Origin of the sequence: Paraburkholderia sejongensis (assembly GCF_020880815.1) — a bacterium.
Classification (GTDB): Bacteria; Pseudomonadota; Gammaproteobacteria; order Burkholderiales; family Burkholderiaceae; genus Paraburkholderia; species Paraburkholderia sejongensis.
This window is the reverse complement of the sequence record NZ_JAJITD010000021.1, coordinates 110,217-136,336: the sequence shown is the minus strand read 5'-3', so window position 1 is coordinate 136,336 and position 26,120 is coordinate 110,217. Positions and strand designations below refer to the sequence as shown.

The following is a 26,120-nucleotide window of genomic DNA, read 5'->3' as shown; positions in this document are numbered from 1 at the left end:
ACCCGTAGATATAGATCTTGAGCATCGCGCCTGGGTGGTAGGACGGGCGGCCCGTGAGCGCCGGTGTTGTGCCGTTGAAGCCAATTTCGGAAAGATCCAGCTCGTCGACGAAGGCTTCTATTACCCTCACCGGATTGTCCTGTCCGACGTAGTCATCGACGCATTCGGGAAGTAGTGCGACCTGTTTGCGGTCATCGCCTTCGACGAATCGCTTCATGAGTCACCCAGTCTCAATGAGTTGATTCAGTTTAGGCGATGACTGCGTTTTCACACAGGCTTATATGGACACCGCCCGGTTTGCCAGGTTGATCTTGTGTGATACGTGAACGAGGTATCGGCTGCGGTCTTATATGCGGCCTTTTGCAAGCCGAAGCTGCGGGCCCTGATGGAATTCGCCAGGAACGTCCTCATCTCGGCCACGTGCTTGAAGCACAAGACTGTGTTCAGGTTTGCGTTCCTGCGGTCCGACCTGTCTCGCCATCACATTGAAATCAACCCAAGCAACCTACCAGTTCCTCAACGCTTCAAAGTGCTCATCCCGCTATGCCGGTCTGTTGCTCACATGATGCGCTTCGTACGAAGTCCCGTGAGCGAGGATCGCCCAGGCAATTCTCGCCATTTTGTTCGCTAGGGCCACTGTTGCTACATTTGCTGGACGTCGCGCCTGTATTGCCTTTTGCCATGCGGTTGGCACCTTGGTGTGACCCAGAACAGAACGTGCCCCATGTATCAACAACGTACGCAGGTATGGATCACCTCGCCTGGAGATCGAGCCTAAACGGATCTTTCCGCCAGTACCATTCTGCCGAGGAACAAGCCCCAGAAACGCTGCAAACTCGCGCCCCGATCTGAATGTCTTCGCATCTCCAATGGTTGCTACCAGGGCCGTTGCGGTCAGGCGGCCGATGCCCGGCACTTCGGAGATCGCTCGACATGCCGCTTCCTGTTTCTGCCAGGTCCCAATCCGCTTCTCGAGTAGATTGATGTCTTCCTCAAGCAGGTTGATGCGACGCTACTGTTCGAGAAGGTTAAGAATGATTGATCGTGGCAGTGCGTCTTCAAGTTCCGCCATGCGCTCCCTGATCTCATCGAGCCCTGCAACGCGTCCTGCCCGAAACGTAACGCCGAATTCATACAGCAGCCCACGCAGCTGATTTATCTGCATCGTCCGGAACTTGATGAGCAACGAGCGCATACGGTGAAGGCTCAGCATCACTTGCTGATCCTCTGTCTTGGCGGCAACCGTGCGCATGCCGGGTTGCTGCACGGCAGTCCAGATTGCCCGGGCGTCCGCCGCGTCAGTCTTGTTCGTTTGCACGAAAGGCCGAATGAATTGAGCGTGTAATAGCACGACCTCGTGTCCGAGCGCGCGGATCTTACGTGCCCACCAATGAGCACTGCCGCAGGCCTCAAGGGCGACCCGACCAGCGGGGCGCTGCGCCAAAAATGCAATCAGGTCGTCACGTCAGAACTTCCGATTCGCAATCTCGCCGGTCTGGGCGTCCACCCAGTACAGCTGGAACACCCGCTTTGCAATATCGAGTCCGTATGTCGTAGCATTCATCTAGGGCCTCCGTTCCTCAAGTGGTTGTGTCGCAACTCCACTCTGGCACATTGATGCCGTTCGGTCCTGGGGGCCCTCTCAATCGTGCTCACTTCCCCGGAGGGAGGGCGGTGTCCATTCCATCTCGGCCGAGCCTGTGTGAAAACGCATTGATCGCCTAGACTGAATCAACGCACTGAGACCGGGTGACTCATGAAGCGATTCGTTGAAGGCGATGACCGCAAGCAGGTCGCACTACTTCCCGAATGCGTCGATGATTACATCGGCCCGGACAATCCCGTGAGGATCATAGACGTGTTCGTCGACGAACTGAATCTTGCGGAACTCGGTTTCAACGGTGCTACGCCTGCCCTCACGGGCCGCCCGTCGTACCACCCGGGCGTAATGCTCAAGGTCTATATCTACGGATATCTGAACCGTGTACCGTCGAGCCGACGTCTTGAGCGCGAATGCCAGCGTAACGTTGAAATGATGTGGCTAACAGGACGGCTGGCACCGGACTTCAAGACGATCGCCGACTTCCGGCGCGACAACGGTGCGGCGATTCGCAACGTATGCCGGCGCTTCGTCGAACTATGCCGTGGACTGAAGCTGCTCTCCAGCGACGTAGTGGCCATCGACGGCAGCAAGTTCAAGGCCGTGAACAGCCGCGACAGAAACTACACAGCAGGCAAGATCGACAAGCGTCAACAACAGATTGAGGAGAGCGTTCAGCGATACCTCGACGCGATTGATACCGCCGACCGGACGAGCCCAACAGGCTTCGATGTCAAGACCGTGCGCCTGTACGAGAAGATCGCCCTCCTGCGCCAGCAGATGCGTGAACTCGAGCAGATCCGGGAGCAATTGAAGAGGCAACCGGACAAACAGCTATCCCTTACAGATCCGGATTCCCGTTCCATGACCAGCGGCGGCAAAAGAACCGGAACGGTAGGCTACAACGTACAGGCCGCCGTAGACACGAAGCACCACCTGATCGTTGAACACGAGGTGACCAATGTCGGAGGCGATCATGGACAACTCAGCAGGATGGCCCTGGCAGCAAGGGAGGCGATGGGCAAGTCTGGACTGAAGGTGCTAGCCGATCGAGGCTACTTTAGCGGCCCTGATATCCGCGCGTGCGAACTGGTCGGCATCAAGGCGTATGTCCCCAAGCCACTCACCTCGGCATCCAGGAAGAAAGGTCTCTTTACCAAACGCGACTTCATCTACATCGCAAAAGACGATGTCTATCGATGCCCAGCTGGTGAGCGTGCTGTTCATCGATTCACGACTGTCGAGCATGACATGAATCTGCGGGTGTACTGGCCCAGCGCCTGCCCGCGTTGCCACCTCAAGGAGCGCTGCTCGCCCAGCGACTATCGCCGCATCCGACGATGGGAGCACGAACATATACTGGAATCCATGCAGCGGCGGCTGGACCGCAAGCCAGACGCAATGACCATCCGCAGAAGTACGGTCGAGCATGTATTCGGTACGCTCAAGCACTGGATGGGTGCCACACACTTCCTGACCCGCAAGCTTGGACCGGTGAGTACCGAAATGAGCCTTCAGGTGTTGGCTTACAACCTCAAACGCGTCATGAATATACTTGGGTTTGCGAGGACGATGAAGGGCCTGAGAACGGCTGGAGGATGAGGCCCGAGGGGCCTTCTTGCGGCTTACGCCGTTAGCGCGATCGCTCGACCTTCCAAACGAAGGTTCGGCTGCCCGGTGAATCTACCTCGACAGCAAAAAGTCTGTTTCCACACAGGCTCGGCCACGAACGGTCATTGGGCCGACACGCCCAGATTGGCGACAATCGCCAACGAACCAATACGCATTTCTTAATAGTCAAATATCGTTATTTATTAAAAGATTCACTCTCGATATAAAAAGCGCCGTGATATGTTTTACTTTCGTAACGAAGAATTTTATCTTCGGAGAAGAAACGGAGAGAGATAATGATTGTAGATACGATAGGATTCCTGTTAAATAAAATAAGATTTATCTGGACGAGAAGTCGGTTCAATCGATTGAATTCAGCAGGATCCAGGTTCGGCTGGAGTGTGCTCATTATGGCGCTGTTCGGGTGCCAGGCTGCGATCGGCCAGACCAATACACCCGTGACAGGTATTAACCTGGGCAGCGAAATCAACGACATCCTCAACCAGAATCCCAACAACCCAAGCTATCAACAACTACATGGCCGCCGTCGCGGCGACGAACGTCCGCTGGGTTCGAATCGGCATCGACTGGGCGCAAACTCAACCCTCGCAAACGACGATCAACTCCAGCGATCCTAATCCAGGCACAAGCAGCGGATTGACGTGGGGAGTGGCGGACACGCTCATTCGTGCCGCCCGTAACAACGGCTTACGGGTGCTGGGCCTGATTACACTAACCCCTCCGTGGGCAGTGAGCTCAGAGTGCTCGAGCAGCTACCAGCAGGCGAACGGGGTTTCATCCTGGCTGTGCGCGCCGGATCCCGCGCTCTATACCAGTTTCGCTCGGGCCGCTGCCAAACATTACAGCAGCGATAGCTATGGCGGTGAGGTCGACGCGTGGGAGATCTGGAACGAGCCCAACTGCGGCATTGATTTCAAGCCTCACGATCCCGCTCTCTACACGACGATCCTGAAGAGCGTCTATCCGGCGATCAAGCAGGCAAATCCTCGCGCCTATGTATATGCCGGTGGTAGTTCAGGCTGTACCACGTATCCGAATAATACAAGCGGCGCGTTGCCGTCGAACGGTATCGCAGGGCTCGTTAATTCGACCAATTCCAGCTTCCCGGCGCCTACGCAATGGGACCCGCGCGACTGGCTGGCGGTGATGTACGCGGACGGTGCCCAAGGGTACTTTGATGCACTTGCCCACCACCCCTACTGTTATGGCGACGACTGGCAGTCAGCGCCCGACCAGTGCCCGAGCGCGACGCTCAATTCGACGTTCCCGCAATACTCGAATCCGTTCAACATGATGTGGCATACCTTTTCATCTCCCTCGTATGGCTGGCCGTCCAGCAGCGGGAATACATTCTCGAGCTACACGGGCACGAGCCTGCGCGACCAGATGAGTGCGCACGGCGATGGAGCGAAGACGATCGCCCTCACGGAGTTTGGCGTGCCGACCACCGGCTCGGATGGTGCGACAAATTTCACGGGGCAATTGGGCGGTTCTTCGACGCAGTACACGAACGCCAATTTCCAAACCTTGCAGAATGCGCCGTACTACACACAGGCCAATCAGGCACGCGAATATAGCGCTCTGATGGCCTGGATCGGGCAGCAAACGAAGGGGGCGTACGGTCCGGTGTATGCGTACTCTTATTCGGATCAGGCGCTGTCCTTGCCCGGCAGCACGAACATCTACGAACCGTACTTCGGCATTATGACGCTCGGTTCGACGACTGGCTCGACGGGCACCCCGGGTGCGGCGAAGATCGAAGGCACCTCTCAGGCGGCATCGAGTCAGTACTACCCCGCGTGGCCTAATTTCGGTGCAAGTGCAGCGGCTGCCGCTGCCGGCACAGGCGGATACGCACCGATAGGTCCGGGCTGGTTCAACGCGCAGGGGAACTAACTGCAGCGATGGGCATTCATGTTCATCAGTTTGAGCCGTGCGTTACACGACGAATTCCAGCAGCGCACGGTTCGCCCAAATCATGCCAGCATACCAAACGTTCACGACTCCCATTTGCCCAGGAGCAAGCCTCCAGAGTGTCTTCGCGAAACCAGAATCTCACTTTCAGAGGCGACAGAAGGAGTCTGCGCTGATGAAATAATTTGAGTTGGCGTCGGATTCGAGCGAAGCGACTTTCAATATATGAACGGCCGCTATCCGGCAACCCGGTCGTCCGTTCAGAGTCGGCTACAGTCTGACGCGCGATGCGCAGCACGGGAGTCTACGAGTGCGGGACATCACGCAAGGTTCGGCGAGTTTCGGTCCTTCGCTCGCGTGTCTGAATGAACGCTCAACGCAGGAGACTGCCGAATGGCAAACGTCGATCAATTCAACAATCACCATTGGATTAAGGGGCTGGTCTTCGGGCACACAGACGCCATGTTCATTGAGTCAAGATGCACTTCCAGTTCTGGCACACTTCGATACACATCGAAACATCGGCCGCGTGGGTGCCTTTATAGTTAGCCTCGGCGTGCAGCGGATGACATTGTATGGCGCCCTAATATATCCGAGTGAGGAGGTGCCATGAACCAGACTATCGATCCCTCGATCACCCACATTTACGAGGCTTGGCACGACAGGGTGCGCAAGAGGGATCTGGCCGGTACGGCCGCGCTCTATGCGGAAGACGCCCTGCTCGAGACACCGCTAGCGCTGGCCGTCTATCCTGAGCGTCGGTCGGGCCTGATTCGCGGGCGCATTGCTATCAAGACATTCTTCGAAGACAGCATTCGCAAATTCCCGAGCGATCTTGCTCAGTGGTATCGAACCGGCACGTTTTTCGCAAATGGTCAGCAATTGACGTGGGAATACCCACGCGAAGCACCGAAAGGCCAGCAAGTCGATCTCATGGAGATGATGGAGATTGGGCACGGCCTGATTCAATGCCATCGCGTCTATTGGGGGTGGTACGGCGTGCGACTGTTGACGCCTGCGCTTGCACACAGCAACGAGAGCGCGTCCAGCGCGGGCGGGAATGCGCTGCCCGCCGATGCACTGAGGTAATCATCCGTTCCGGCAAAAGGAAGGCCATGGTCAATGCGACTGGCAAGCGCGAGGTGGTAATCGTAGGAGGGGGCGTAGCGGGCATCGCGGCTTTTGTCAGCGCAGTCAGGAACCGGAGTGTTTCGCGCATCGATATCGTCGATCCGCGCGGTATTGGCAATGGGATCGCGTTTGCCACGACCGAGCCCGCGCTGCTGTGTAATACATCCGTCGAGACGATGTCCCTGCTTGACGACGATCCATACGACTTTTTGCACTATCTTCGCGCGCAGGCGATGACCGTTTCGCCTGACGCGTTTGTTCCGCGCTTTCTCGTCTCGCGCTACCTTGCCGACCGCTATTCACACTATCGGATGCTGGCGCGCGACGCCGATGTCGGGCATCGTCATTTTCGGGCGACGGCGCGTACGATAGAGAAGCATCCCGCGGGCGGATATCGCGTGTTGCTCGACGACGGCACTTCGCTCCAGGCGAGCGATGTCGTGATCTGCACAGGTAGCGGTGCGCCGTTCCTGCCGGACGCGCTGCGATCGCATATCGGTGCGCCAGCACTGTTCGAATGTCTGTACCCGGAGCGGCGCGTGATTGAGCACCTGCCGGCGTCGTGCCGCGTTCTAGTCTTGGGCAGCCGGCTGTCGGCGGTTGACGCGGCACTGCTCGCGTGCGGCGCGGGGCATTCCGTGGTGATGGCGTCCCCATCGGGCCGGTTGCCCGCCGTACGCACCGCAACGCCGCGACAATGTCCCGTCGAGATCGACGAAGCAGCAATTGCTCGGCTCGATTTATCGAGCCCACTGCTTTACCGGCGTCTGCTGCGGCAGGTTGCACGGTCGGCTGAGGGGGTCGCCGGACGGCCGTTGCGCAGCCAGATCGACCGTTCCACCTATGCAGCGGAACGGCTCGCACGAGAAACTGGTTTGGCCCGGAATGGTGCGACCGATTGGCAGAACATCTTGGTGCGCTACATGGACCTTGCCGAACAGCTGTTGCGCGGTGGCACGCTCGAGACGCGAAACCGGGCGCTCAGCAACTGCGCCACAGCAGTCGGCCGGTATCTGTTTGCATTGCCGCTGGAAACGGCAGAGAAGCTTCTGCGTTACATGAGCGAAGGCCGATTGCAGGTGAAGCCAGCAGTGCCCGAGCGCTTACGTCGGGACGAGCGGTGGCGTGTCGAATGGACCAGCGGCGCACTCGACAGCTTCGACGTCGTGATCTGCGCGACGGGTTTTCAGAGGCAGCGCTTCCATGCAACACACGATTCGCTCGCGTTGACGGCAGACCCTCTGTTGCCTGTCACGGCGCCGCGCGTATCGCAGGACCTTCGCGTCTGGCTGCCCGAAGCAAGCGATCCCGAACGTATCTGGACTGCGGGCATCGCCTCCTACCTCGCCGCGCCGATGGTCAATGCGGTCTATCAGTCGGTTCGTCAGGCTACCGAAATAACCGGTGCGTGGCGTTTCAGCTAAAGCATCCAGCCACAACACATTAACTGCCGGCTCGAGCTGGTGCACAGCGCGTTTTCAGGGAGGAAAAGTATGAGGCTTTATGGCGACCGGGGATCGAGCAATACGCGGCGCGTTCTGACTACAGCACGGCACGTTCAGCTCGACGTGGAGTTCATCTTCGTCAATCTGTTCGCCGGAGAAAATCGCACGCCGGCGTACCTCGCGCTGAATCCTAACGGGACGATTCCGACTTTCGTCGACGGCGATGTAGTGCTGTTCGAGGCCTCGGCCATCATGATCTATCTAGCCGAGAAGGCGGGCTCCATCCTGTGGCCGGCCGGCGCCGCCCGTTTCGAAACCCTCAAATGGATGTTCTGGGCCGCCGAGCATTTCCGTCGCGGCCCCTCCATGCTGATTGAAGAGCGTTTCATCAAACCAATTCAGGGACATGCGGAAGATGCGGCGCTGGTCGGCGATGCGCTGAAGTCTATCCATCGCTATGCAACGGTGCTTGACGCCCATCTGCGCGACCGCCCGTTCGTGGTCGGACACACGTTGACGCTGGCCGATATCGATTTGGCCGCGCCGTTTAGCCACCTTCCGCGCACGCGCGCACCGTTCGACGCCTATCCTAATCTGATGGCCTGGCACAAGCGTCTGCTCGATGGCGTTCCCGCGTGGCGTTCCACCGGCGAAGATCTGGAGCGCCGAATCGCCGAGATACAAAGCACCTCCACCGCCGCGCGGGCGCGAGTTGCATAGCCGCGCATCGGCCACGCGGCTGCACACGTCATGCAAACGCGGGTTGCTCGTCTGTTCGACTGTCAGTTTTGGGCAGCAGCGAGGCTTCGCCGATATCGCGTGCGATGCCGAAGTGTTTTTCCAGCGACACCCATCCCTTGGTCGTGATGGTCACCGAGCGCGTAACGGGAGACTTGCGCATCCAGTCCCATACAAGAAAAGCGTCCATTAGCCGGGCACCCAACGGTCCGGCAATGTGGTACTGCCGTTCGGTCCAGTCGAGGCATTGCCGCGCATGCCCCGCCTGCTCCGGAGGCTGGGCGTCCGCGTCGACGCCGAGTTGCTGCAGCCACGCGCTGCCGCACGCGGTGAGTGCGTACTGGCGGTCGCCGGCCTCGATGACGAAGCCTCGCCTGAGCATGCTTTGAGTGACGGCGACGCCGATCTGACCCGCGAGGTGGTCGTAGCAGCAGCGCGCGAAGCGCAGCTCGCGGGCCGAGCGATTCGGTGTGTTCCGCCAGGCCGGCGTGACCGGGCCGATCGAAGCGAGGCTTTCGAGCGCGTGCGAAATGTGCGCGCCGGCGAGCCGGAAATAACGATGCCGCCCCTTGCTTTCGACAGTCAGCAGGCCGCCGTCGAGCAGCTTTGCAAGGTGCGAACTGGCGGTCTGCGCAGTCACGCCCGCCGCTTCGGCAAGTGCGCTCGCCGACAAGGCATTGCCGTTAGCGAGCGTGATCAGAATCACGGCGCGGACCGGCTCGGCGATGAGATGCGCAACGGTTGAAATATTGTGCTGGCTCATTATTTCAGCTTCCGGAAATTGATGCGTTTGGCTAGCAAAAAATTTTCGACTGCACACTTCGATACGCTCCGAAGCATTCTCGGCTTTCACCAGTTTATAGTCAACAGGAGAACTGATGAATGAATGGGGGCTTGGACACTTGAATAATGAAAATAATTGTCAAAACCGGGTATTAACGGCGACGAGTCTCAGCTACGTCATCGTCATATTAGATACATCCATTGTCAATGTTGCATTGGAACCCGTCGCTGCGAGTCTGGGATCGGATATTACCGGCCTGCAATGGGTCGTCAACGCCTATACGCTGACATTTGCGAGCCTGTTGCTGAGCGGTGGTGTATTAGGCGACCGGATCGGTGCAAAAACCGTCTATCTCATCGGCCTGCTGGTTTTCGCCTGCTCGTCGGCGCTGTGCGGATTTGCACCGAATTTGCAGATTCTTGTCGCTGCCCGGATCCTGCAAGGTGTCGGCGCGGCGTTACTGGTGCCGTGTTCGCTGACACTCATCAATAGTGCTTTTCCAGTTGCGCAGCAGCGAGCCAGTGCGATCGGCGTGTGGGCTGGATGCGGAGGCGTCGCGATGGCGGCAGGGCCACTTGCCGGCGGCTTGCTGATTCATCTGTTGGGCTGGCGAAGCATTTTTCTCGTGAACGTGCCGATTGCGCTAATTGGCGCCTGGCTTACCACGCGCATCGAATCCGCGCGTCCGGCCGCGTCTGACCGGCCGTTGGACCTGGCCGGGCAGGTGCTCGCCATCGTTGCGCTTGGTGCGTCGGTGGCGGTCCTGATCGAAGGGGCGAAGTTGGGGTGGCATGCGCTCGCCATCCGCGCCGGCGTCGTAACCGCCATCGCGGCGTGGATTGCGTTCGTGCTGGTCGAAGCCACACGCCAACAACCCATGCTGCCCCTGAGCTTCTTTCGGAGTCCGGCATTTTCGGCATCGGCGTTTGCGTCGATGATCTCGGGGCTGGTGTTCTACGGCTTGTTCTTTCTGCTGAGCCTCTATTTTCAGTCCGCGCGCGGCTGGCCGCCGTTGCAGACCGGCCTCGCGTTTCTGCCCTTAACCGTGATGGTGACCATCGGCAGCTTCGCTTCCGGTGCGTTGAACAAAGCGTATGGCGCACACAGGCTCGTGTGCGGCGGCTTCCTGCTGTACGCGCTGGGTTTCGCCGGGTTGCTTGCACTGGCCGACAATGCGCCGTATTGGCGGATTGCACTCTGTTTTCCGGCGGTCGGCTTCGGTGCCGGCGTGATTACGCCAGCGGCGACAGCCGCGTTGATGGCTGTGGTGGATAAGGCGCGCGCCGGTGTCGCGGCGGGCGTGCTCAATGCAAGCCGGCAAACGGGTTCCGCATTCGGGGTTGCGATCTTCGGCGCGCTGATGAGCACGATCCAGCCACTCGACGCCGGGGTTCGCGTCGCGGTCTATCTGGCTATCGGCCTGTCACTGCTGGCAGCGCTTCTGTGGAGCCTCGCCTCGGTACTCGCCACCCGTCACGCCCGCGGTACTGCGTAGCCGACATCGCTTTTCTTGTACCCACAGCAAGCTGGCATGCGCCGCGTTCGCGCCGCGCATGGCGTCTCTCTGCGCCTTTTCGAAGCTCCGTTTCATCCGTCAAAGGGATTTAAACCATGCACCTTACGTCAGCACATGCGGTAATGGATCTGGTAGGAATCGGCATAGGACCGGCGAATTTGAGCCTTGCGGCCCTGTTGCGCCCGCATCCGCAAATCAAAGGCCGATTCTTCGACAAGCGTAGCGAGTTTCAGTGGCATTCAGGCCTGATGCTCCCGCAGGCGGCACTCCAGGTGCCCTATCTGAAGGATCTGGTGAGCCTCGTCGATCCCACTAACGAGCTCTCGTTCCTGTCGTTTCTGGTCAAGCACAAGCGCCTGCTGTGCTTCATCAACGCGAATTTTCCGCAGGTACTGCGGCGCGAATTCAACCAGTACTATCGTTGGGCTTGCGAACAGATTCCGGATCTGCAATTCGACAGTGACATCGAGTCGGTCGATATCGAAGGCGGCCTCCTCGTCGTGAAAGGCTCCGGCGGAACCCAGGCAACCCGCAACCTCGTCCTCGGCACGGGCCAGCAGCCGAGCGTGCCGGCCTGCGCCAAGCCGTGGCTCGGCGCGACCTTGCTACATGCGTCGCAATACCTGCTCAACAACAATCCGGTTCAGGGCAAGCGCGTGGTCGTGGTGGGCGGGGGCCAGACAGGCGCGGAGGTTTTCCAGCATCTCATTTCCGATACGGATGCCATGCCGGCAAGCGTGGCTTGGGTATCGCGCCGCTGGAATTTCTTTCCGCTCGACGAGTCGAGCTTCACCAACGAGCTCTATACACCTGAATACAGCGACTATTTCTACGGTCTGCCCGAAGCGCGGCGGCGCCAATTGCTCGCCGAGCAGAAGCTGGCGAGCGACGGCATTTCGCCTTCGCTGCTCGAGTCGATTTACCGGCGCGTCTATGAGTTGCGCAATGTGCTTGGGCATCCCTGCGATCTCCATCTTCAACCCGGCCGCGAGCTGGTGGACGTCACCCGCAACAAGGGTGGTTGGGCGCTCGAGTTGACGCATGCACATTCGGGCATTCACGAAGCGCTCGATGCCGACATCGTCGTGCTGTGCACGGGCTACGACTACGGCATGCCGACTTTCCTCGATCCCATCGCCGGGCGGATCGATACGAACGAAGGGGAGTTCGTCGTCAACGAGGATTACTCGATCAGATGGGACAGCCCGCAAGGCTGCCGGATTTACGTTCAAAATGCCGCGCGCAGCCAGCGCGGTATCGCCGATCCCAACCTCGGCCTGATTCCGTGGCGCTGCGCGCGGATCATCAATAGCGTCGCCCAGCGCACGGTGTACGACGTGGAAGTGCCGGCGTCCTTCGTGAGTTGGGATACACGAAGCCATTCCGGACGAGAAGCGAGCCCCGGCCTGCGAATGGCTTCGTAACGCACCCGGTCAGGCGCGAGATTCGTTTAAGGATGGCTATGGAAAATCACTTGGGAGATGCAACGGCGGACGTGGTGGCGACACCTTTTCCCGTCATATCGGAATGGCAGGAAGCCGTGGATATTGAAGGCGTGAAGCTGTTCATGCACAGCTTCACCGACGGGATGGCCAGCGCGCCGCTGCGCACTTCGCGGTTCACGATCCGGCCCGGTTGCGGGACGCAGGAAGACAAGCATGCGGTCCGTGAGATCTGGTTTATCTCCGAGGGCACCGTCGACGTCTTTTACGACGATGGCCGGCATCCCGTGAGTGCCGGGCAAGCGGTATTTTTCGAGTCGTGGAAGCCGCACTTCGCGCGGAATAACGGCGATGTCGATGCGCAGATTTTTTCCGTGTGGTGGGCATGATGATGACTGACCGATACGATCTGGCGATCGTCGGCGGCGGCATAGTCGGCGCATGGACCTTGTATCTAGCGACTCTGCGCCACCCGCGATGGCGCATCGTACTCGTTGATCGCCACAGGGTGGGCGACGGAGCTACCGCGCATTCGGCCGGCGTGCTTCTTGCCACGGGGCGTTCAGCGCGCGAACGGAAGCTGGCGGCAATCAGCGCTGACCTCTACGCCGATGTGCAGGCGCCGTTCGGCTTGAACACGACTCAGGCGGACGTGTTCTGGGTTGCCGACGCGCAATCCAGTGACGAGGTGCGCGCGGTTGCGGTCGATTTCTCGATCGGTGGTGGCTCGATCCCACAGACCGAACTCGAAAGCAGGCTCGGCCTTTCGGCGCGTCTCGACGCCGCGCAGACTGTGTTGCGCGGCGGCACGGCGGTCAGTCACGATCCAGGGCTCATCGCCAGGTCGTTGATCAGTGCAAGTCTGGGTTCGGCGACCGTGAGCTGCGTGGAAGGCGCCGCCGTGACGATGATGCGGCCGTCCGCAACGGGCGCCGAGCTACGGCTGGCGGACGGTCGTGCGTTCCACGCCGGGCGCTCCGTGGTTGCCGTCGGGCCGTGGATCGTGGAGGAGCCTTTCGAAGCGTTCGCCGACGCGCACGACGTGCGGATTAAGAAAGTCGTCGCCTTGCACGTCGACCGCTCGCCGCAGCCTGACGCCGCAGCCGTGTTCTTTCCACAAGACGACGCCTATCTGATGCCGTTGCCCGCGCGCAATCAATGGTTGTTCAGCTTTCGCAGCGACGAATGGGACTGTCGGCCTCGCAAGCACGCTCTAGAAATCAGCGAGCGCGACCGCGACGTGGCCAAAGGCGTCTTGCGCCGCTATCTGCCGGAGCTGGCCGACGTCTGCTGCGGTGGCCGGGTGTTTTGCGACGCCTATACATCGACAGGGGAACCGCTGGTCTCGCTCGACCAAAGCCGCGCGGCGGTCTTTGCCGGTGCCGGCGGCGGTGCGGGCTTCCGGCTGGCGCCGGGCATCGCTGATGAAGCGTTGCGCCTGATCGAAGCATGAGGCAAACGCCTCGCCCTCTTCCTGTTTCTTTCAAATGCACGCACACATGGACACTACTGTGAACTCTTCGAGGCGGAAGTTTTTCCTGATGCCTATACCGCCGACGCCGAACGGCCGGCTGCATCTCGGCCATATCGCTGGGCCTTATCTGCGGATGGACATGCTGTGCCGCTATCTGCGCAGTCAAGGCCATCATGTACGCGTCGTGTCCGCCGTCGATGGCTTCGACTCGTACGTGCTCTGGAAGGGACTACAGGAGACCCGCCCGCCGAAAGAAGTCTGTCGTGACTATCATGCGCAGATTGCCCGCGATCTGGCGGCGCTCGATATCGAAGTCGACGATTTTCTCGATCTGGTGCAAGGGCCGTACGCACTCAGCCATGCTGACAACGCACGGCGCGCTGTCGAGACGCTCGTGGCGAGCGGTTGCACCGAAACCATCATCGAGAAGGTGCTGTACAGCCGCGCGACCGGCCGGTACCTCGCAGGTGCATGGCTGACAGGCCAATGCCCGCAGTGCGAAGCGCCGGCGGCCGGTTATTTTTGCGAGGCCTGCGGTGCCCACTTTCGCCCTGAGTCGATGCTCCATCCCAATCCGCGGATGGGCGACGCCGATCTGGAATGGCGTGAGACGGAAAACCTCTTCCTGCGCGTGCCGGATGAAGCGGAACTCGTGCGGCGGCTGCAATCCGCAGGTGCGCCGGAAAAGTTCATCGCAGTAGTGCTGCGGTTTTTATCGCGCGAGCGTGGCCTGGTCAGGCTGACTGCACCCGGCGATTGGGGCGTCGCCTGGCCGGCGGACCGATGGGGCAATCCCCGGGTGCTGTTCGAGGCCGGGTGGGAGTATGGCTTGACGTGCGGCGAGCGCTACGCGCAGATGGAGGGTGGCGAGGATCATCCGATGGTCCACGGCAGCGATGTGACTACGCTGGTCAGTTTTGGCATCGACAATGCTGTCCTGCTGCTGGCGGGCTCGGTTGCGGTGATGAATGCATTGCCGGAGCGTCAGCCGTTCGATCACGTGCTGACGAACTATTTCTATAACCTTCAGGGCTCCAAGTTTTCGACTAGCAGGCTGCATGTCGTTTGGGCTGCCGATATCGTCGACATGACACCTGCGTCGAGCGATGCAGTGCGTTACTTTCTGGCTCGCGAGAGTCCGGAAGAGCAGACGACCAACTTCGACGTGGGCGACTTTATCCGCTTCGTCAACGATGACCTGGCAGTCACGATGCAAGCGCGGATCGACGCTGCGTGGGAAACGCTGGCGCGAGGTCCGCAGCGCGAGTGGTCCATTTCGACTTCGGTGGCCGAGCGATTCGAGGCGTCGTCGAGTACGCTGGATCACGCATTTCGACTCGATGCCGTCTCCGTGCGCGCTGCGTGTGCCGTGCTGCTTGCATGGGTCGGCCTGCCGCGGGTCGATCTCGGGAGTCCGGAGGAGGCGTACGGTTGGCTCAAAGGCCTCGCGTACTTTGCCGCGCCGGTCATGCCCAGGCTGGCTGTCGAACTGTGGCGCGCGCTCGGACATGAAGGGATGCCGTTGCGGCGCGAGGTGCTTTGCGCGTCGACACCGCATGTGCAAGGCAACTTCCGCACATGGTTCTCACCGCTGTCGCTGGAATTGCTAAGTCCATGTCTGCCAGCCAGCCTGTCGCTCGATGGGGTGGAAAGCCATGCATGAGACCGCTGACGTCGTGGTGATAGGTGGCGGCACGACCGGTAGCAGCGTCGCATTGCATCTCGCCCGGGCTGGTCTGACGGTAAGATTGCTGGAGCGCGGGACAATCGCGTCGGGCGCGTCCGGCGATTCCCCTGGCATTGTTCGCCAGTACTATGCGAACCCCGCGCTGGCCCGACTCGCGGCGCGTGGCTTGCGTGCCTACCGGCAATGGGCCGAGATTTTCGACGGCGACTGCGGTTATCAGCGTACCGGTTTTCTGACCGGGGTGGACCACGCCGAATGGGAACGCGCATGCGGACAGGTACATCAACAACAGTCAGATGGCATTGGCGTAAAACTCTGTTCGCCGACGCAGATGCGAGCTTCGATGCCCGACTTCGACGCCGACGGTCTCGCTGGCGCTATATACGAGCCGGATGCCGGCTACTGCAATGCGCGCGCGACAGCGCAGTCTTTCTCGCAGGGCGCGCGGCGGTTCGGTGCGGTCGTCGACGAGCAGCGGGCCGCGCGCCGGATTCACACGCTCAACGGGCGGGTGACGGGTGTGGAAACCGACCGCGGCCGGATCGATACCGCCATCGTGGTCAATGCCGCAGGCCCTTGGGCGGCGTCTCTTGCTGCGACTTGCGGCGCCAATCTGCCGATATCCGCATCGAGACAAAGCGTTGCCATCTGCAGGATTGCGGGACAGGCGGAGGAAGCGCGGCTGCCCGGCTATAGCGAAAGGGGGAGAGGTTTCTATCTGCGGCCGGATAGCCCTGGCGTCTATATGATCGGCTCTCTCGCTCCGGCCGACAGTGGGCCGGTGGGTCCTGACGCGCTTCGCTGCCTGATGGACGGTGACGCGACCCGCCGATATTGCGAACGGGCCGCGCAGCGATTTTCCCGGCTTTCGGAGGCGTTGCCGATAGGCAGCAGAGTGTCATTTTTCGACGATACCCCCGATGGAAATCCGATCGTAGGCGTTGATCCGCGCGTCGAAGGGCTGATTGTCGCTGCGGGTTTGTCGGGGCACGGATTCAAATTCGCGCCGGTGTTTGGACAGGAAATCGCCGCATTGATCGGCGGAGGAAAAATGCATGTTGACCTGCACCAGTTTAAGGTTAGCCGATTTCTCGATTAACGTTCGGCGGTGCCGTTGAGATTGTGGCTATTGAAGCTGATCACTTTTGCGCGACGGATTGCGCTTCCCCGAAACGTCGCGACTGCAAGAGCGATTGCTATGGTCCACCGTTCCGAATGTCTGCTGTGAGGAAATCGGAAGGGCCGTTCCGGGTCCAGCTTGTGTGGAAACTGGTTTTTCACTGCTATGCGCGCGATTGCCGATCAGGTCAATCTCGTTCGACCCAGACAGCTTGCACCGATCGACCGTCGCGTGCGCAACAAAGCCTCTCAGGGCTTTAGCTTTCGACCATCTTCATAGCCTTCAATGTTCCCTGAACGCCGAGTATGTTCATCACCCGCTTGAGGTTGTAAGCCAACACCTGAAAGCTCATCTCCGTACTCACCCGCCTGAGCGTCCTGGTCAGGAAGTGTGCGGGGCCCATCCAGTGCTTCAGCGTGCCGATGACACCGAAGACATGCTCGACGGTACTTCTGCGGATGGTCATGGCGTCACGTTTCCGGTCGAGCCGACGCTGCATTACTTCAAGCGCATTCTCGTGCTCCCATCGCCGAATTCGACGATAGTCAGACGGTGAACATCGTTCCTTGAGGTGGCAACGTGGGCACGCGCTGGGCCAGTAGACTCGCAGATTCAGGTCATGCTCGACGGTCGTGAATCGATGGATCGCGCGCTCGCCAGCAGGGCATCGATACGTGTCGCTTTTCGCTATGTAGATAAAGTCGGTCTTCGTAAACAGACCTTTTTTCCGGGATGCCGACGTGAGCGGCCTGGGAACATACGCGCTGATGTCGTTCAGATCGCATGCCCTTATCTCCGGCCCGCTGAAGTAACCGCGGTCCGCAACAACCTTCAGCTTCGATCTGCCCATCGCGCGCTTCGCAGATATCGCCATTTTGCTGAGTTGTCCATGATCGTTCCCGACATTGGTTACTTCGTGTTCAACGATCAGATGATGTTTCGTATCAACTGCTGCCTGGACGTTGTAGCCCACTATGCCGGAGCCTCTTCCACTCGTTGCCATCGAGCGTGCGTCCGGATCCGTCAGCGACAACTGCTTGTCCCGCTGCTTTTCCAGTTGCCTGCCGATCTGCTTGAGCTCACGCATCTGCTGGCGCAGCACGGCAATCTTCTCGTAAAGCCTGACCGTCTTTACATCGAATCCGGTAGGACTGGTGCGGTCTGCGCTTTCAATCAGATCGAGATATCGCTGCACGCTTTCCTCGATCTGCTTCTGGCGCTTGTCGATTTTGCTTGCCGTGTAGTTGCTGTCGCGGGTGTTTGATGCCTTGAACTTGCTACCGTCGATAGCCACCATGTCACTGGATAGCAGCTTGAGCCCGCGACACAGTTCGACGAAACGCCGGCATACGTTGCGGATCGCCGCGCCGCTGTCACGGCGGAAGTCCGCGATCGTCTTGAAGTCCGGAGCGAGCCGTCCTGTCAGCCACATCAGCTCAACATTGCGTTGGCATTCGCGCTCAAGTCTCCGGCTCGACGGTATCCGGTTCAGATAGCCGTAGATATAGATCTTCAGCATCACGCCAGGATGGTAAGACGGCCGGCCCGTGAGCGCCGGAGTGGAACCGTTGAAACCGAGCTCCGCGAGATCAAGTTCGTCGACGAAGGCATCGATTACTCTCACGGGATTGTCCTGCCCGATGTAGTCATCGACACATTCGGGAAGTAGTGCGACCTGCTTGCGGTCATCGCCTTCAACGAATCGCTTCATGAGTCACCCAGTCTCAGCGCGTTGATTCAGTTTAGGCGATCAATGCGTTTTCACACAGGCTGGGTCGATCAGCGACGCTCGCGCTGCGGCACAACTGGTTTCCGGAGTAAAAATCCGATGGCAACCGATGGGCTCCGCGGATTCATATGACCGCATCAGGATGCATACTCCGCGCGGCGACGGGAATGGGCGAGCGACGGGAAACCCGACTATGCCGGGAAAGGAGAACCGGCGTCAGTCGCAACGGGATCGAGAGCGGATCTGCCGCGGACGGCCCGCGCCGCTTCACGATATCGACCGTCAGACCGTCAGCCGAAGGCTTGATAGCCAGGCGCAGTAGCGCCGGCGACGCATCCTGAAGGGTAGCGAGTGGCCGCACAATGAAGAAAAGCGTCTCTGACGACTGCGCGGCCAGATGCAGCCGCCGGAGCGAGGCTGACTGGATGTGTTGGGCCCAGAAGAGAAGCGCACCGCAGCTGCCGGTGGATAGAAGGTGGTGAGACGCAGGGTCTCACGAGCGCAACGATCGGCTTCGAACCGGTAAGTTTACCTGGTTCAGCGCATACCCAGACCCAGTCACAGCACGAGATACGCGACAGATATCCATGTTGCATAAAGCCGACCTGCGAGACGTGACCTTCGCCGACCTTCATGCGCTCAAGGACAACCAGATACCGGAATCGCACACGCTCGATTTCAAGCGCGATTTCTCGTTCGACAAGGAATCGCGTGTGAGCCTCGCCTGTCACACGCGGTCGCGAAAGCGACGCGTCGGCGCAGCTCGTGCGTGCCAACTTACTGTTTCGCTTCCGCGGTCAACGGCCGTGTCGACGCGAGGTGACTGCGCGTTCCAGCAGTCGTGCCCAGCGCAATCCCAAATATGATCATCGCTGCGGAGACGAGCAGACCGGTATCGATCTTTTCGCCGAGGAGGAACGCTGAAATCGCCATGCCGACAATCGGTGTCGCAAGCACACCAAGCGATGTCGTCGTCGCCGGTAGGCTACTGTTGACGATCGTCATCGCCCAATATGCGATGGCCACTCCGACAATGCTGCAGTACCCGAAAGCGGAAATCAGTTTCACGCTAGGGGCGAAGTGCGGAGTTCCCTCGAACGCACTCGCGAGTATCGTCAGGACGATTGCCGAAATGAGCGCCTGCCAGGGAACCAGTTGCAGCGGTGTCGAAACCCAGCGATGAACGCGTGTGTAGAGAATGCTCGCCGACCAGAACAGTGCGGAGAGCAGCAGCAACCCGTTGCCCATCACCGCATTGTGGTTATGCCAATCGAAGGCCCCAGGCTTGAACAGCATGCAGGTCCCGATCAACCCAATGATCACACCGATTATCCGTCGTGCAGGCATCGGCTCCTTCAAAAAGAGCCAAGCAGCCGGGGCCACCCACAGTGGGGTTGTGTAGCCGACCATGATAGATCGACCGACGGGTACGTATTTCAGCCCTATCGTCATCAGTACCACGAACACGGTCATGTGGCACAGCGAGGTGACGAGGACGATCGGCCAGTCACCGCGGCGCGGCACGATGAACCGGCCCGTTACCATCAACAGCAAAGCAAGTCCTACGGCGGCAGCTCCGTTCCGGATCGCGATCGCCCAAAGCGGAGGCACCTCTGCCACGATCACTTTGATAACGACCCAGGTGCCGCCCCACGACGCGACCACGATGCCAAACAGCAGCATTGCCACGTGCGTGGATGGCACTTTTAAAGTACTGGCAAGTTTCTGGCTACGCATCAGTTCGCTTCCTGTTGCATTAAGAGGCTGGTTCGTTGAATCGGTTCGCCATCCTGAGACACGATGGTGACATTCTCTTAGCTGAGAATTGTCGTTATCTGACGCGACTTCGTACGGTGACAGGACTAGTTGCCACGTCCCAACGAGAAGCTGACAAGAATCATGGGCCTGCGGTTATTCTTGCGCCGATGACGGCCACCGTGGTCGCAAGGGCCTCATTGCATGTGCCAATCGTGGCTGACCATGAGCGATTGACCGGTCAGCGCAGCTCCCGAAGACGACAAGAACAGCACCGTCTTCGCGATGTCCTCGACGGTCGTGAACATTCCGTTGGTGGTGCAGCTAAGCATGGCCTTCCTCACGACATCTTCGTCGCTGATGCCGAACGCTTTCGCGAGCTGCGGAACCTGCCTGTCGAAGAGCGGAGTGCAAACGAAGCCGGGACAAACGACATGCGACCGCACGTTGTGTGGGCCACCTTCGCTGGCCAGTGTACGTGCGAGGCCGAGCACACCGTGTGAGGCCGTCACGTAGGCCGATTTTAGCGGCGTGGCTTCGTGCGTGTACACCGAACCCATATAAATTACGACGCCGCCCCGGTTGCCCTCGTACATGCACCTGAGCGCAGCTTTGGTCGTGAGAAACGCGCCGTCCACGTAGATCGCGTTCATTTCTTTCCGGTCGGAAAACGAGAAACTCGCAATCGCGCCAGACGATCTGGATACCAGCATTTGATACGAGCACGTCGATCGTGCCGAACTCCGCAGCAACACGGGCCATTCCTTCATTCACGGCGCCTTCGTCCGTCACGTCCATCGCGACGGTGAGCGCCTTGCCGCCTGCGGCATCAATCGCTTTCGCTACCGCATTTGCGCCTTCGATGTTTAAATCCGCGATTGCGACGGCGGCGCCGGCCTTTGCGAGAGTTCGGGCGATCTCCTCGCCGATGCCGCTCGCTGTACCGGTCACCACCGCCACCTTTCCGTTAAGACTCTTCATGGATTTGAGAGATCGAAAATCATAGGGAACCGCGTTGAATCGAATTACGCCACCACTGAGCACGTTCCATCCAGCTGATCGAACACCTCTCTGGCCGCGCCCATCGCGTTCAGAGCCGCCGGAAAACCGGCGTAAAACGCGAGCTGAATGATCGCTTCCGCGATCTCGGCCCGGCTGATAAGGGAGCATCGCGGCCCATGCAAGGATCGAACTACCGGATTCGCACGGCAGCGTTTTCATCTCTTCGATCGAGATTTTGAGATTCGAGATTAGACCGGATTCATCGCAACCATGCCATTCGTACTCGCCGAAACCCACGCGCGCCGCACCGGACAGTTTCTCCGTCATGCACACGAGCCAGTCGCAACGAAATGTAGTCTCGCTGCTTGGCGGCTTTCCGATGCAAAATGTATAAACGTTCTCGTAGCGTTGCGCGAATTGACTTACCAACGCGTTGGATATCCCAGTAAGCCCTTTCACCGTAGTCGGAAATGATATCTCTGCCGTTCTGACATCCATCACGAGTTCGGCGTCGGCAGCGAATGCATGAGACATCAGATGCGGACGGTTCCCATCTTTAGCAAAAATGTAAGTCTCGATCGATTGGCGTAGCAGCGTCATTTCGCGTTTCCTGAAGCTAACGTTAATGTCGCGACGAGTCTACGCGATGCCTTCGCGCGGCGTTGTGATAACCCTCGTCTCAGACCGAAGTCTGACGGTTTCGCCGTTGGCGTACCTAAACGTCCGAATCTTGACGGCTCCCCAATTAGAACCCAATCCGCAAGGGCCCGGATTATGGACTGGAATGACGGCGCGACATAAAAAACTCAGCCGGGCCGTTTGACGTGCGCGAGACTCGCCGCGGCGCTTGCACGCCGCTTCTGTGCTTGCTCGAGCAGACACTGCAGCGTCACGGCAAATATCACCACCGCGATCCCGATGATGGTAGCCCCGAGCCATAGCTTTCGCCCGTTCGGGGCATCCATCGTCAGTCTGTCCCGCTGAATCGTAGAGCTACGGTTACGCATAGGTCACGAGCAACACGGCAGCAGCCATCATGACCACCGAAATCACCATGATCGCGTTATGAGCTGCGCGTGAGAACTTATAAATAGAATCCATGGCAATTACCTGTAATTTTGTCGATTAAATTCTATGTTCAATCCGGTCGAATAGTTTCAACAATCGCAAAGCGAGTATGAATAGTTGTAAAGCGGCCCGTGCTGTAAACGGAAATGCCACCTCTTGAGCCAGCGTTCGTGTTATTTTCTGGATCTGCTTAACGGAGAGCAACGCCAGTGTCCGGATAGCATCGATTGTTCGAAATCCTCCTGGCCTCAATCAATTGACCTTGTGCTTACACAAAAAGGAACGGGCCCTGAGGCCCGTAAAAGCGGGTAGACACCAGGCTGAAGCGCCGTTTCTTGACTCAGCACTCGCCTTTCTTCGCGTGTCCGGGGGGGCAGTGGTAGTGATCCTCGTGGCGCCGGTTATGGTCTTCTCACTCGGCGTTCCCAGTACCGATGACCGTCGTAATACCGATCGCCATGCCAGCCGGCTATAACCGGTGCCGGGGCGACGACGACGGCAGCGTCATGATGGCCCCGTTCCCAATTCTGCCGTTCCCAGTAGCGATGGCCGTCCCAGTACCGATCACCGTGCCACCCCTGTTGAACAATCACGGGAGCGCCGACTACCGGCGCAGGCGTGCCGATATTGACGTCCAGATTGACCGCGTGAGCTGCTCCGGCGATGCCAATTCCAAGGCTCGCGATCAACAACGACATGGAGGGATATTTGATATTCATACTCCGATCCACAATTAGATGGCACCAGGCTTGTCGCCGCAGTGGCTATGCGCGGCAAATGATTCGCTGGTCCGCTTTGAACGGGTAATCTTGCGTTGTCGTTGACTGAATGGCCTGAGGCAGTGCGTTATTTGACAATAGTTAGCGTTACGTAGGGCGTCAGCGGGTAGCCATTACTGAGAGCCAGTTCGCGTCACTGAAGCTGATCCATCAGCGACAGTCGCAACGTACTCGCTGAGTGCCTCGATCATGAACTTCCGTCCACTCCAGGGTCCCCTCACGCATAAAAATAGGCATTCTGTTAATCGCCGGCGTTGGAGAACGTTAGTGATTGTCATATATACCGTGTGGCGACCATCTAGCGCTTAATATGGCGACGACGGTATTTGCTCGGAATTGCGGCCGTCGGATTGTCTTTGTTTTGGCCTCTTGAGCCCGCGCGATATTCGCGCGGGTATTTTTTTGCCTGAATAAAAATCAACGATTAATGCTTGACTCGTGGCGTTTCCTGGATTACTCACTTCTCTGCAAGCCAATCCCAGCCGATGTGCAACGGGCCACGGGCGCAGGTCAATGAGCAGCAATTGGTGCCACCTGTTCGAGGTGGTGGAGCGCGATCGACTCGTTACCGTCGCGAATCGCCAGTTCGGCCGCGGCATTCAGGATACGAGACACCTCGCCGGTGAGCCCATCGCTGGCGGCCAGCACGTACTGTACGATATCCCGTTGCGCGAGATCAGAGGGGCGACGTAACGGCAAGATGCTAGCAAACGCGGACAGAAGTCGGCGAAACGTCTCACTTTCACGCCAGCGAGGCATCTCGAACGGGGTAAATCGGCTAACCATTTGCGTATCGCTTTGAAGGGCGATCACCGCGTCATCTGTGCCAACCAGGACAATGCTGGCGCGAAGATCGTTGGCGAGGAATTTCAGTAAGTTCAGGGCAGCACGCTGTTCGCGGTAGGTGTCAGCGAGGAGATGATGCACCGCGTCGACAATCAGCATGCGTGGGGCCGTGCGTCGCATCGGCTTTGTCAAGTCTCTCCGGGGTGCGTCGCGTAGGCAGAAGAGGCTCAATGGGACACTCTGAAAACCGCAGGCTGATGGCGTACCCGTCGTCATCGTAGGGCTCAGGCGTGCACACGCAGGATACGACTCGCGGCGCTTTGACTTGCACTCTGCTAAGTGCCGTTGAAAAAGGCGCGGGAACGCCAATCCTTGATGCGCCGATAGCCGCCGCATTCCCGGCAGTTCCGACGAAGCTTATCGTAGGCATTGATCTGATCTTGCGCCACAAGCTGTTGCAACGCCTCCAGGAGTTGACGGCCCTCAGTGAGGGACAACCCAAAGTCGGCAGGTGTAGCGCCATTCACGGGGCGGTTAAAGGAGCAGATGGAGGCCGGCTCGTCCGTTCCCTGCCGCTGCACAAATATCTTCCATCGCAGTTCCATGGCGGTCTCCCCAGTAGGTCAACTGTTGCAATTTATCCGACGAGCCTCCCCCAGATTTTGTCCACTCCCGGAATTAACGAACCTCAACACCCGGTGTTTGCGTGGCGCAAGCAATATCAGGAAGGCAGTCTGACAGTGGTGAAAGCAGGCGAATGCGTTGTGCCAGCATCTGAGCTGGTCGCCGCTGGTGACCGGTTGATGAGGGCCGCGGAAGGCGATGGTCTGGCGCAGGCGAGAAGGGATGCCAGGATGCTGATCGATAGCTAACACGAGCTGTAACAGTCAATTGTTGTGAACGTGGTGGAAGAGCCGTTTGCGCTCGCCTAGAGTTAAGGTTTCACTTTCACGTCCTTCAGGGCTGTGGGCGGCCGGTCAGCGGAGCAGGTCCGCGCCTAGCAGCCGGCGCGCTGCGATCATCATGAAGCCTTCCAGACATTGGTTCCTCGTTACGGCGTTGTGCGGCTTCGCCGCCGCACAGCCCGTGCTGGCCGCAGGCGATACATCGCCTCCTGGCCCAGTCGGTTCTGCATCGTCCACGCTATCGCCGCAATGCGACTCCGTCAGTTTCGCGACCGGCACGCGTCAGAACCGCGCCGCATGCCGGCGAATTTTCGCGCGACAGATACGTCCGACCGTGCAGACCTCTCCGCAAACGGCAGCGGACTTCGGCTCATAACGCTCGGCTCGAGCCATCGAAGTCTCAGAACATCCGAACGAACCCGGAAATCCCGAGCAGGGCGGACGCCCGCTGCGACGGCTCGAAGTTACGCCTCGCTCGCCTCGACCGTCCGCGACGCCAAGCTGCTTTGCCTGACTACCAGCTGAAACCCGACGTCGACCACCTGGGGCTCCAACGCGCGGTCCGGGTTCGCGGCAGCATCCGCGTCGCCCTGCGTTTCAAGCCGCCGCAACAACTCCTGCGCGATCCGCAAACCGATCGTCGCCGCGTGCGGCTGGATCGTCGTCAGCGGCGGCACGCAGACCTCGCTGAACGGCAGGTCGCCGAAGCCGGTCACTGCCAGTTGGTCCGGGACGCCGATGCCGCGCCGCTGCGCCTCGAACAGCACGCCCAGCGCCATCACATCGTTCGAGCAGGCAATCGCCTGCAAGCCGGGCATCGCTTCGAGCGCGGCGCCGAGCACGTCGCTGCCGCTGGTCGGCGACGCACTGCTGGGCACCTCGATCACGAACACGTCGACGCCTTTCTTCGCGAGCCAGTCGCGCAGACCGTCGCAACGTTGCCGCGCGCGCAAGTCGCTCGTCATCCGCGCGCCGGCGAACGCGATCCGCCGCGCGCCCAGTTCATACAAATGCTCGGCCAGCGCCTCGCCGACCGCGCGATGCGAAAAACCCACCTGCAAATCGAACGGTTCGCCGCCGAGCTCCCACATCTCGGCGACCGGCGCGCGCGCCTGGCGCAGCAGCATGCGGGTCGCGTCGTCGTGGCGGCAGCCGGTCACAACCAGCGCGGTCGGCGACCACGACAGGAAGGTGCGCACGAGGCTGGTTTCGCGTTCGGCGTCGTAATCGCTCGCGCCGAGCAGCAATTGATAGCCGTGGCGGTCGAATTCCTTCTGCATCGCCGCGACGGTCGCCGAAAAGAACGCGTTGCTCAGCGACGGCACGACCACACCGATCGCACGGGTGCGCGCCGCGGCGAGGCTGCCGGCGAGCAGGTTCGGCACGTAGCCGAGCACTTCGATGGCCTGTTTGATGCGCGGCGCGATGCGCGGCGATACGGCGTCCGGGTTGCGCAGGAACAACGAAACGGAGCTGGCGGACACGCGCGCGCGGGCGGCGACGTCGCCCATCGTTACGCGGTTGGTGCCGCGGCGGATGCGGGTGGGAGCTTTGCTGGTCTGGGACATTCGGCCACATTTCGAAAGAGCCGCCAGTGCCGCGCGGCGCGATTT

At 59.6% G+C, this 26,120-nt stretch carries 18 protein-coding genes and 4 pseudogenes; 11 read left to right on the top strand and 11 right to left on the bottom strand.

Going from position 1 to position 26,120, the window contains the following annotated elements:
• Both LJ656_RS30415 and LJ656_RS30410 read right to left on the bottom strand, forming a co-directional pair.
• Nucleotides 1–217, bottom strand: a 217-nt coding sequence (locus LJ656_RS30415; RefSeq protein ID WP_486651455.1) for a transposase, incomplete at its 3' end; no start/stop codon positions are given.
• Between the two features lie 324 nt (nt 218–541).
• A pseudogene (locus tag LJ656_RS30410) lies at nt 542–1,564 on the bottom strand (IS110 family RNA-guided transposase).
• A 192-nt stretch (nt 1,565–1,756) separates the two neighbouring features.
• On the opposite strand from LJ656_RS30410, the gene LJ656_RS30405 reads away from it, so the two are divergent.
• The 5 genes and pseudogenes from LJ656_RS30405 (at nt 1,757) to LJ656_RS30385 (ending at nt 8,442) form a co-directional block, all read left to right on the top strand.
• Complete coding sequence (locus LJ656_RS30405; RefSeq protein WP_230513167.1) at nt 1,757–3,202, top strand: IS1182 family transposase; 1,446 nt, start codon at nt 1,757–1,759, stop codon at nt 3,200–3,202.
• Nucleotides 3,203–3,579: 377 nt separating this feature from the next.
• Nucleotides 3,580–5,128, top strand: a pseudogene (locus LJ656_RS30400) (glycoside hydrolase 5 family protein).
• Between the two features lie 627 nt (nt 5,129–5,755).
• A complete protein-coding gene (locus LJ656_RS30395; protein WP_230513166.1) occupies nt 5,756–6,235 on the top strand; it encodes a nuclear transport factor 2 family protein in 480 nt (159 codons plus the stop codon).
• Nucleotides 6,236–6,261: 26 nt separating this feature from the next.
• Nucleotides 6,262–7,701 carry an FAD/NAD(P)-binding protein gene (locus LJ656_RS30390; RefSeq protein ID WP_230513165.1) on the top strand — a complete coding sequence of 480 codons (1,440 nt, stop codon included), beginning with the start codon at nt 6,262–6,264 and terminating at the stop codon, nt 7,699–7,701.
• 69 nt (nt 7,702–7,770) lie between these two features.
• A complete protein-coding gene (locus LJ656_RS30385; protein WP_230513164.1) occupies nt 7,771–8,442 on the top strand; it encodes a glutathione S-transferase family protein in 672 nt (223 codons plus the stop codon).
• Nucleotides 8,443–8,470: 28 nt separating this feature from the next.
• Here the strand turns inward: LJ656_RS30385 and LJ656_RS30380 are convergent, their stop codons facing one another.
• Nucleotides 8,471–9,313, bottom strand: a complete 843-nt coding sequence (locus LJ656_RS30380) for an ArsR/SmtB family transcription factor (RefSeq protein ID WP_230513163.1) — start codon at nt 9,311–9,313, stop codon at nt 8,471–8,473.
• Between the two features lie 25 nt (nt 9,314–9,338).
• Here LJ656_RS30380 and LJ656_RS30375 point away from each other — a divergent pair, with 25 nt between their 5' ends.
• The 6 genes from LJ656_RS30375 (at nt 9,339) to LJ656_RS30350 (ending at nt 16,462) form a co-directional block, all read left to right on the top strand.
• Nucleotides 9,339–10,739: an MFS transporter gene (locus LJ656_RS30375; RefSeq protein WP_230513162.1), complete on the top strand. Its 1,401-nt coding sequence runs from the start codon at nt 9,339–9,341 to the stop codon at nt 10,737–10,739.
• Between the two features lie 143 nt (nt 10,740–10,882).
• Complete coding sequence (locus LJ656_RS30370; protein WP_230513161.1) at nt 10,883–12,184, top strand: lysine N(6)-hydroxylase/L-ornithine N(5)-oxygenase family protein; 1,302 nt, start codon at nt 10,883–10,885, stop codon at nt 12,182–12,184.
• 38 nt (nt 12,185–12,222) lie between these two features.
• A complete protein-coding gene (locus LJ656_RS30365) occupies nt 12,223–12,591 on the top strand; it encodes a cupin domain-containing protein (protein ID WP_230513160.1) in 369 nt (122 codons plus the stop codon).
• Complete coding sequence (locus LJ656_RS30360) at nt 12,588–13,655, top strand: NAD(P)/FAD-dependent oxidoreductase (RefSeq protein WP_230513159.1); 1,068 nt, start codon at nt 12,588–12,590, stop codon at nt 13,653–13,655. The genes LJ656_RS30365 and LJ656_RS30360 overlap by 4 nt, the downstream gene beginning before the upstream one ends.
• A 46-nt stretch (nt 13,656–13,701) precedes the next feature.
• A complete protein-coding gene (locus tag LJ656_RS30355) occupies nt 13,702–15,339 on the top strand; it encodes a methionine--tRNA ligase (RefSeq protein ID WP_230513158.1) in 1,638 nt (545 codons plus the stop codon).
• A complete protein-coding gene (locus LJ656_RS30350; RefSeq protein WP_230513157.1) occupies nt 15,332–16,462 on the top strand; it encodes an NAD(P)/FAD-dependent oxidoreductase in 1,131 nt (376 codons plus the stop codon). Before LJ656_RS30355 ends, LJ656_RS30350 begins: the two co-directional genes overlap by 8 nt.
• A 277-nt stretch (nt 16,463–16,739) precedes the next feature.
• Here LJ656_RS30350 and LJ656_RS30345 read toward each other — a convergent pair whose 3' ends face one another.
• From LJ656_RS30345 to LJ656_RS30305, 8 genes and pseudogenes are all read right to left on the bottom strand, one after another.
• A complete protein-coding gene (locus tag LJ656_RS30345) occupies nt 16,740–18,194 on the bottom strand; it encodes an IS1182 family transposase (protein WP_230513156.1) in 1,455 nt (484 codons plus the stop codon).
• Nucleotides 18,195–18,989: 795 nt separating this feature from the next.
• Complete coding sequence (locus tag LJ656_RS30335) at nt 18,990–19,949, bottom strand: DMT family transporter (protein WP_230513155.1); 960 nt, start codon at nt 19,947–19,949, stop codon at nt 18,990–18,992.
• A 215-nt stretch (nt 19,950–20,164) separates the two neighbouring features.
• A pseudogene (locus LJ656_RS30330) lies at nt 20,165–20,948 on the bottom strand (3-hydroxybutyrate dehydrogenase).
• Between the two features lie 44 nt (nt 20,949–20,992).
• Nucleotides 20,993–21,124: pseudogene (locus tag LJ656_RS30325) on the bottom strand (carboxymuconolactone decarboxylase family protein); the annotation flags it as partial.
• 1,314 nt (nt 21,125–22,438) lie between these two features.
• Nucleotides 22,439–22,735: a hypothetical protein gene (locus LJ656_RS30320; protein WP_425606043.1), complete on the bottom strand. Its 297-nt coding sequence runs from the start codon at nt 22,733–22,735 to the stop codon at nt 22,439–22,441.
• Nucleotides 22,736–23,326: 591 nt separating this feature from the next.
• A complete protein-coding gene (locus LJ656_RS30315) occupies nt 23,327–23,878 on the bottom strand; it encodes a TniB family NTP-binding protein (RefSeq protein WP_268998834.1) in 552 nt (183 codons plus the stop codon).
• A 59-nt stretch (nt 23,879–23,937) separates the two neighbouring features.
• Nucleotides 23,938–24,207, bottom strand: a complete 270-nt coding sequence (locus LJ656_RS30310; RefSeq protein WP_230513152.1) for a hypothetical protein — start codon at nt 24,205–24,207, stop codon at nt 23,938–23,940.
• 764 nt (nt 24,208–24,971) lie between these two features.
• Entirely contained in the window at nt 24,972–26,075 is a 1,104-nt protein-coding gene (locus tag LJ656_RS30305; RefSeq protein WP_230513151.1) for a LacI family DNA-binding transcriptional regulator, read from the bottom strand.
• Nucleotides 26,076–26,120: the final 45 nt, after the last annotated feature.

Excerpts from the sequence above, each read along its gene's own strand:
- LJ656_RS30405 (WP_230513167.1), top strand. The coding sequence starts at position 1,757 with ATGAAGCGATTCGTTGAAGGCGATGACCGCAAGCAGGTCGCACTACTT.
- LJ656_RS30395 (WP_230513166.1), top strand. The coding sequence starts at position 5,756 with ATGAACCAGACTATCGATCCCTCGATCACCCACATTTACGAGGCTTGG.
- LJ656_RS30390 (WP_230513165.1), top strand. The coding sequence starts at position 6,262 with ATGGTCAATGCGACTGGCAAGCGCGAGGTGGTAATCGTAGGAGGGGGC.
- LJ656_RS30385 (WP_230513164.1), top strand. The coding sequence starts at position 7,771 with ATGAGGCTTTATGGCGACCGGGGATCGAGCAATACGCGGCGCGTTCTG.
- LJ656_RS30375 (WP_230513162.1), top strand. The coding sequence starts at position 9,339 with ATGAATGAATGGGGGCTTGGACACTTGAATAATGAAAATAATTGTCAA.
- LJ656_RS30370 (WP_230513161.1), top strand. The coding sequence starts at position 10,883 with ATGGATCTGGTAGGAATCGGCATAGGACCGGCGAATTTGAGCCTTGCG.
- LJ656_RS30365 (WP_230513160.1), top strand. The coding sequence starts at position 12,223 with ATGGAAAATCACTTGGGAGATGCAACGGCGGACGTGGTGGCGACACCT.
- LJ656_RS30360 (WP_230513159.1), top strand. The coding sequence starts at position 12,588 with ATGATGATGACTGACCGATACGATCTGGCGATCGTCGGCGGCGGCATA.
- LJ656_RS30355 (WP_230513158.1), top strand. The coding sequence starts at position 13,702 with ATGGACACTACTGTGAACTCTTCGAGGCGGAAGTTTTTCCTGATGCCT.
- LJ656_RS30350 (WP_230513157.1), top strand. The coding sequence starts at position 15,332 with ATGCATGAGACCGCTGACGTCGTGGTGATAGGTGGCGGCACGACCGGT.
- LJ656_RS30345 (WP_230513156.1), bottom strand. The coding sequence starts at position 18,194 with ATGAAGCGATTCGTTGAAGGCGATGACCGCAAGCAGGTCGCACTACTT.
- LJ656_RS30335 (WP_230513155.1), bottom strand. The coding sequence starts at position 19,949 with ATGCGTAGCCAGAAACTTGCCAGTACTTTAAAAGTGCCATCCACGCAC.
- LJ656_RS30320 (WP_425606043.1), bottom strand. The coding sequence starts at position 22,735 with ATGTCGTTGTTGATCGCGAGCCTTGGAATTGGCATCGCCGGAGCAGCT.
- LJ656_RS30315 (WP_268998834.1), bottom strand. The coding sequence starts at position 23,878 with ATGACGACGGGTACGCCATCAGCCTGCGGTTTTCAGAGTGTCCCATTG.
- LJ656_RS30310 (WP_230513152.1), bottom strand. The coding sequence starts at position 24,207 with ATGGAACTGCGATGGAAGATATTTGTGCAGCGGCAGGGAACGGACGAG.
- LJ656_RS30305 (WP_230513151.1), bottom strand. The coding sequence starts at position 26,075 with ATGTCCCAGACCAGCAAAGCTCCCACCCGCATCCGCCGCGGCACCAAC.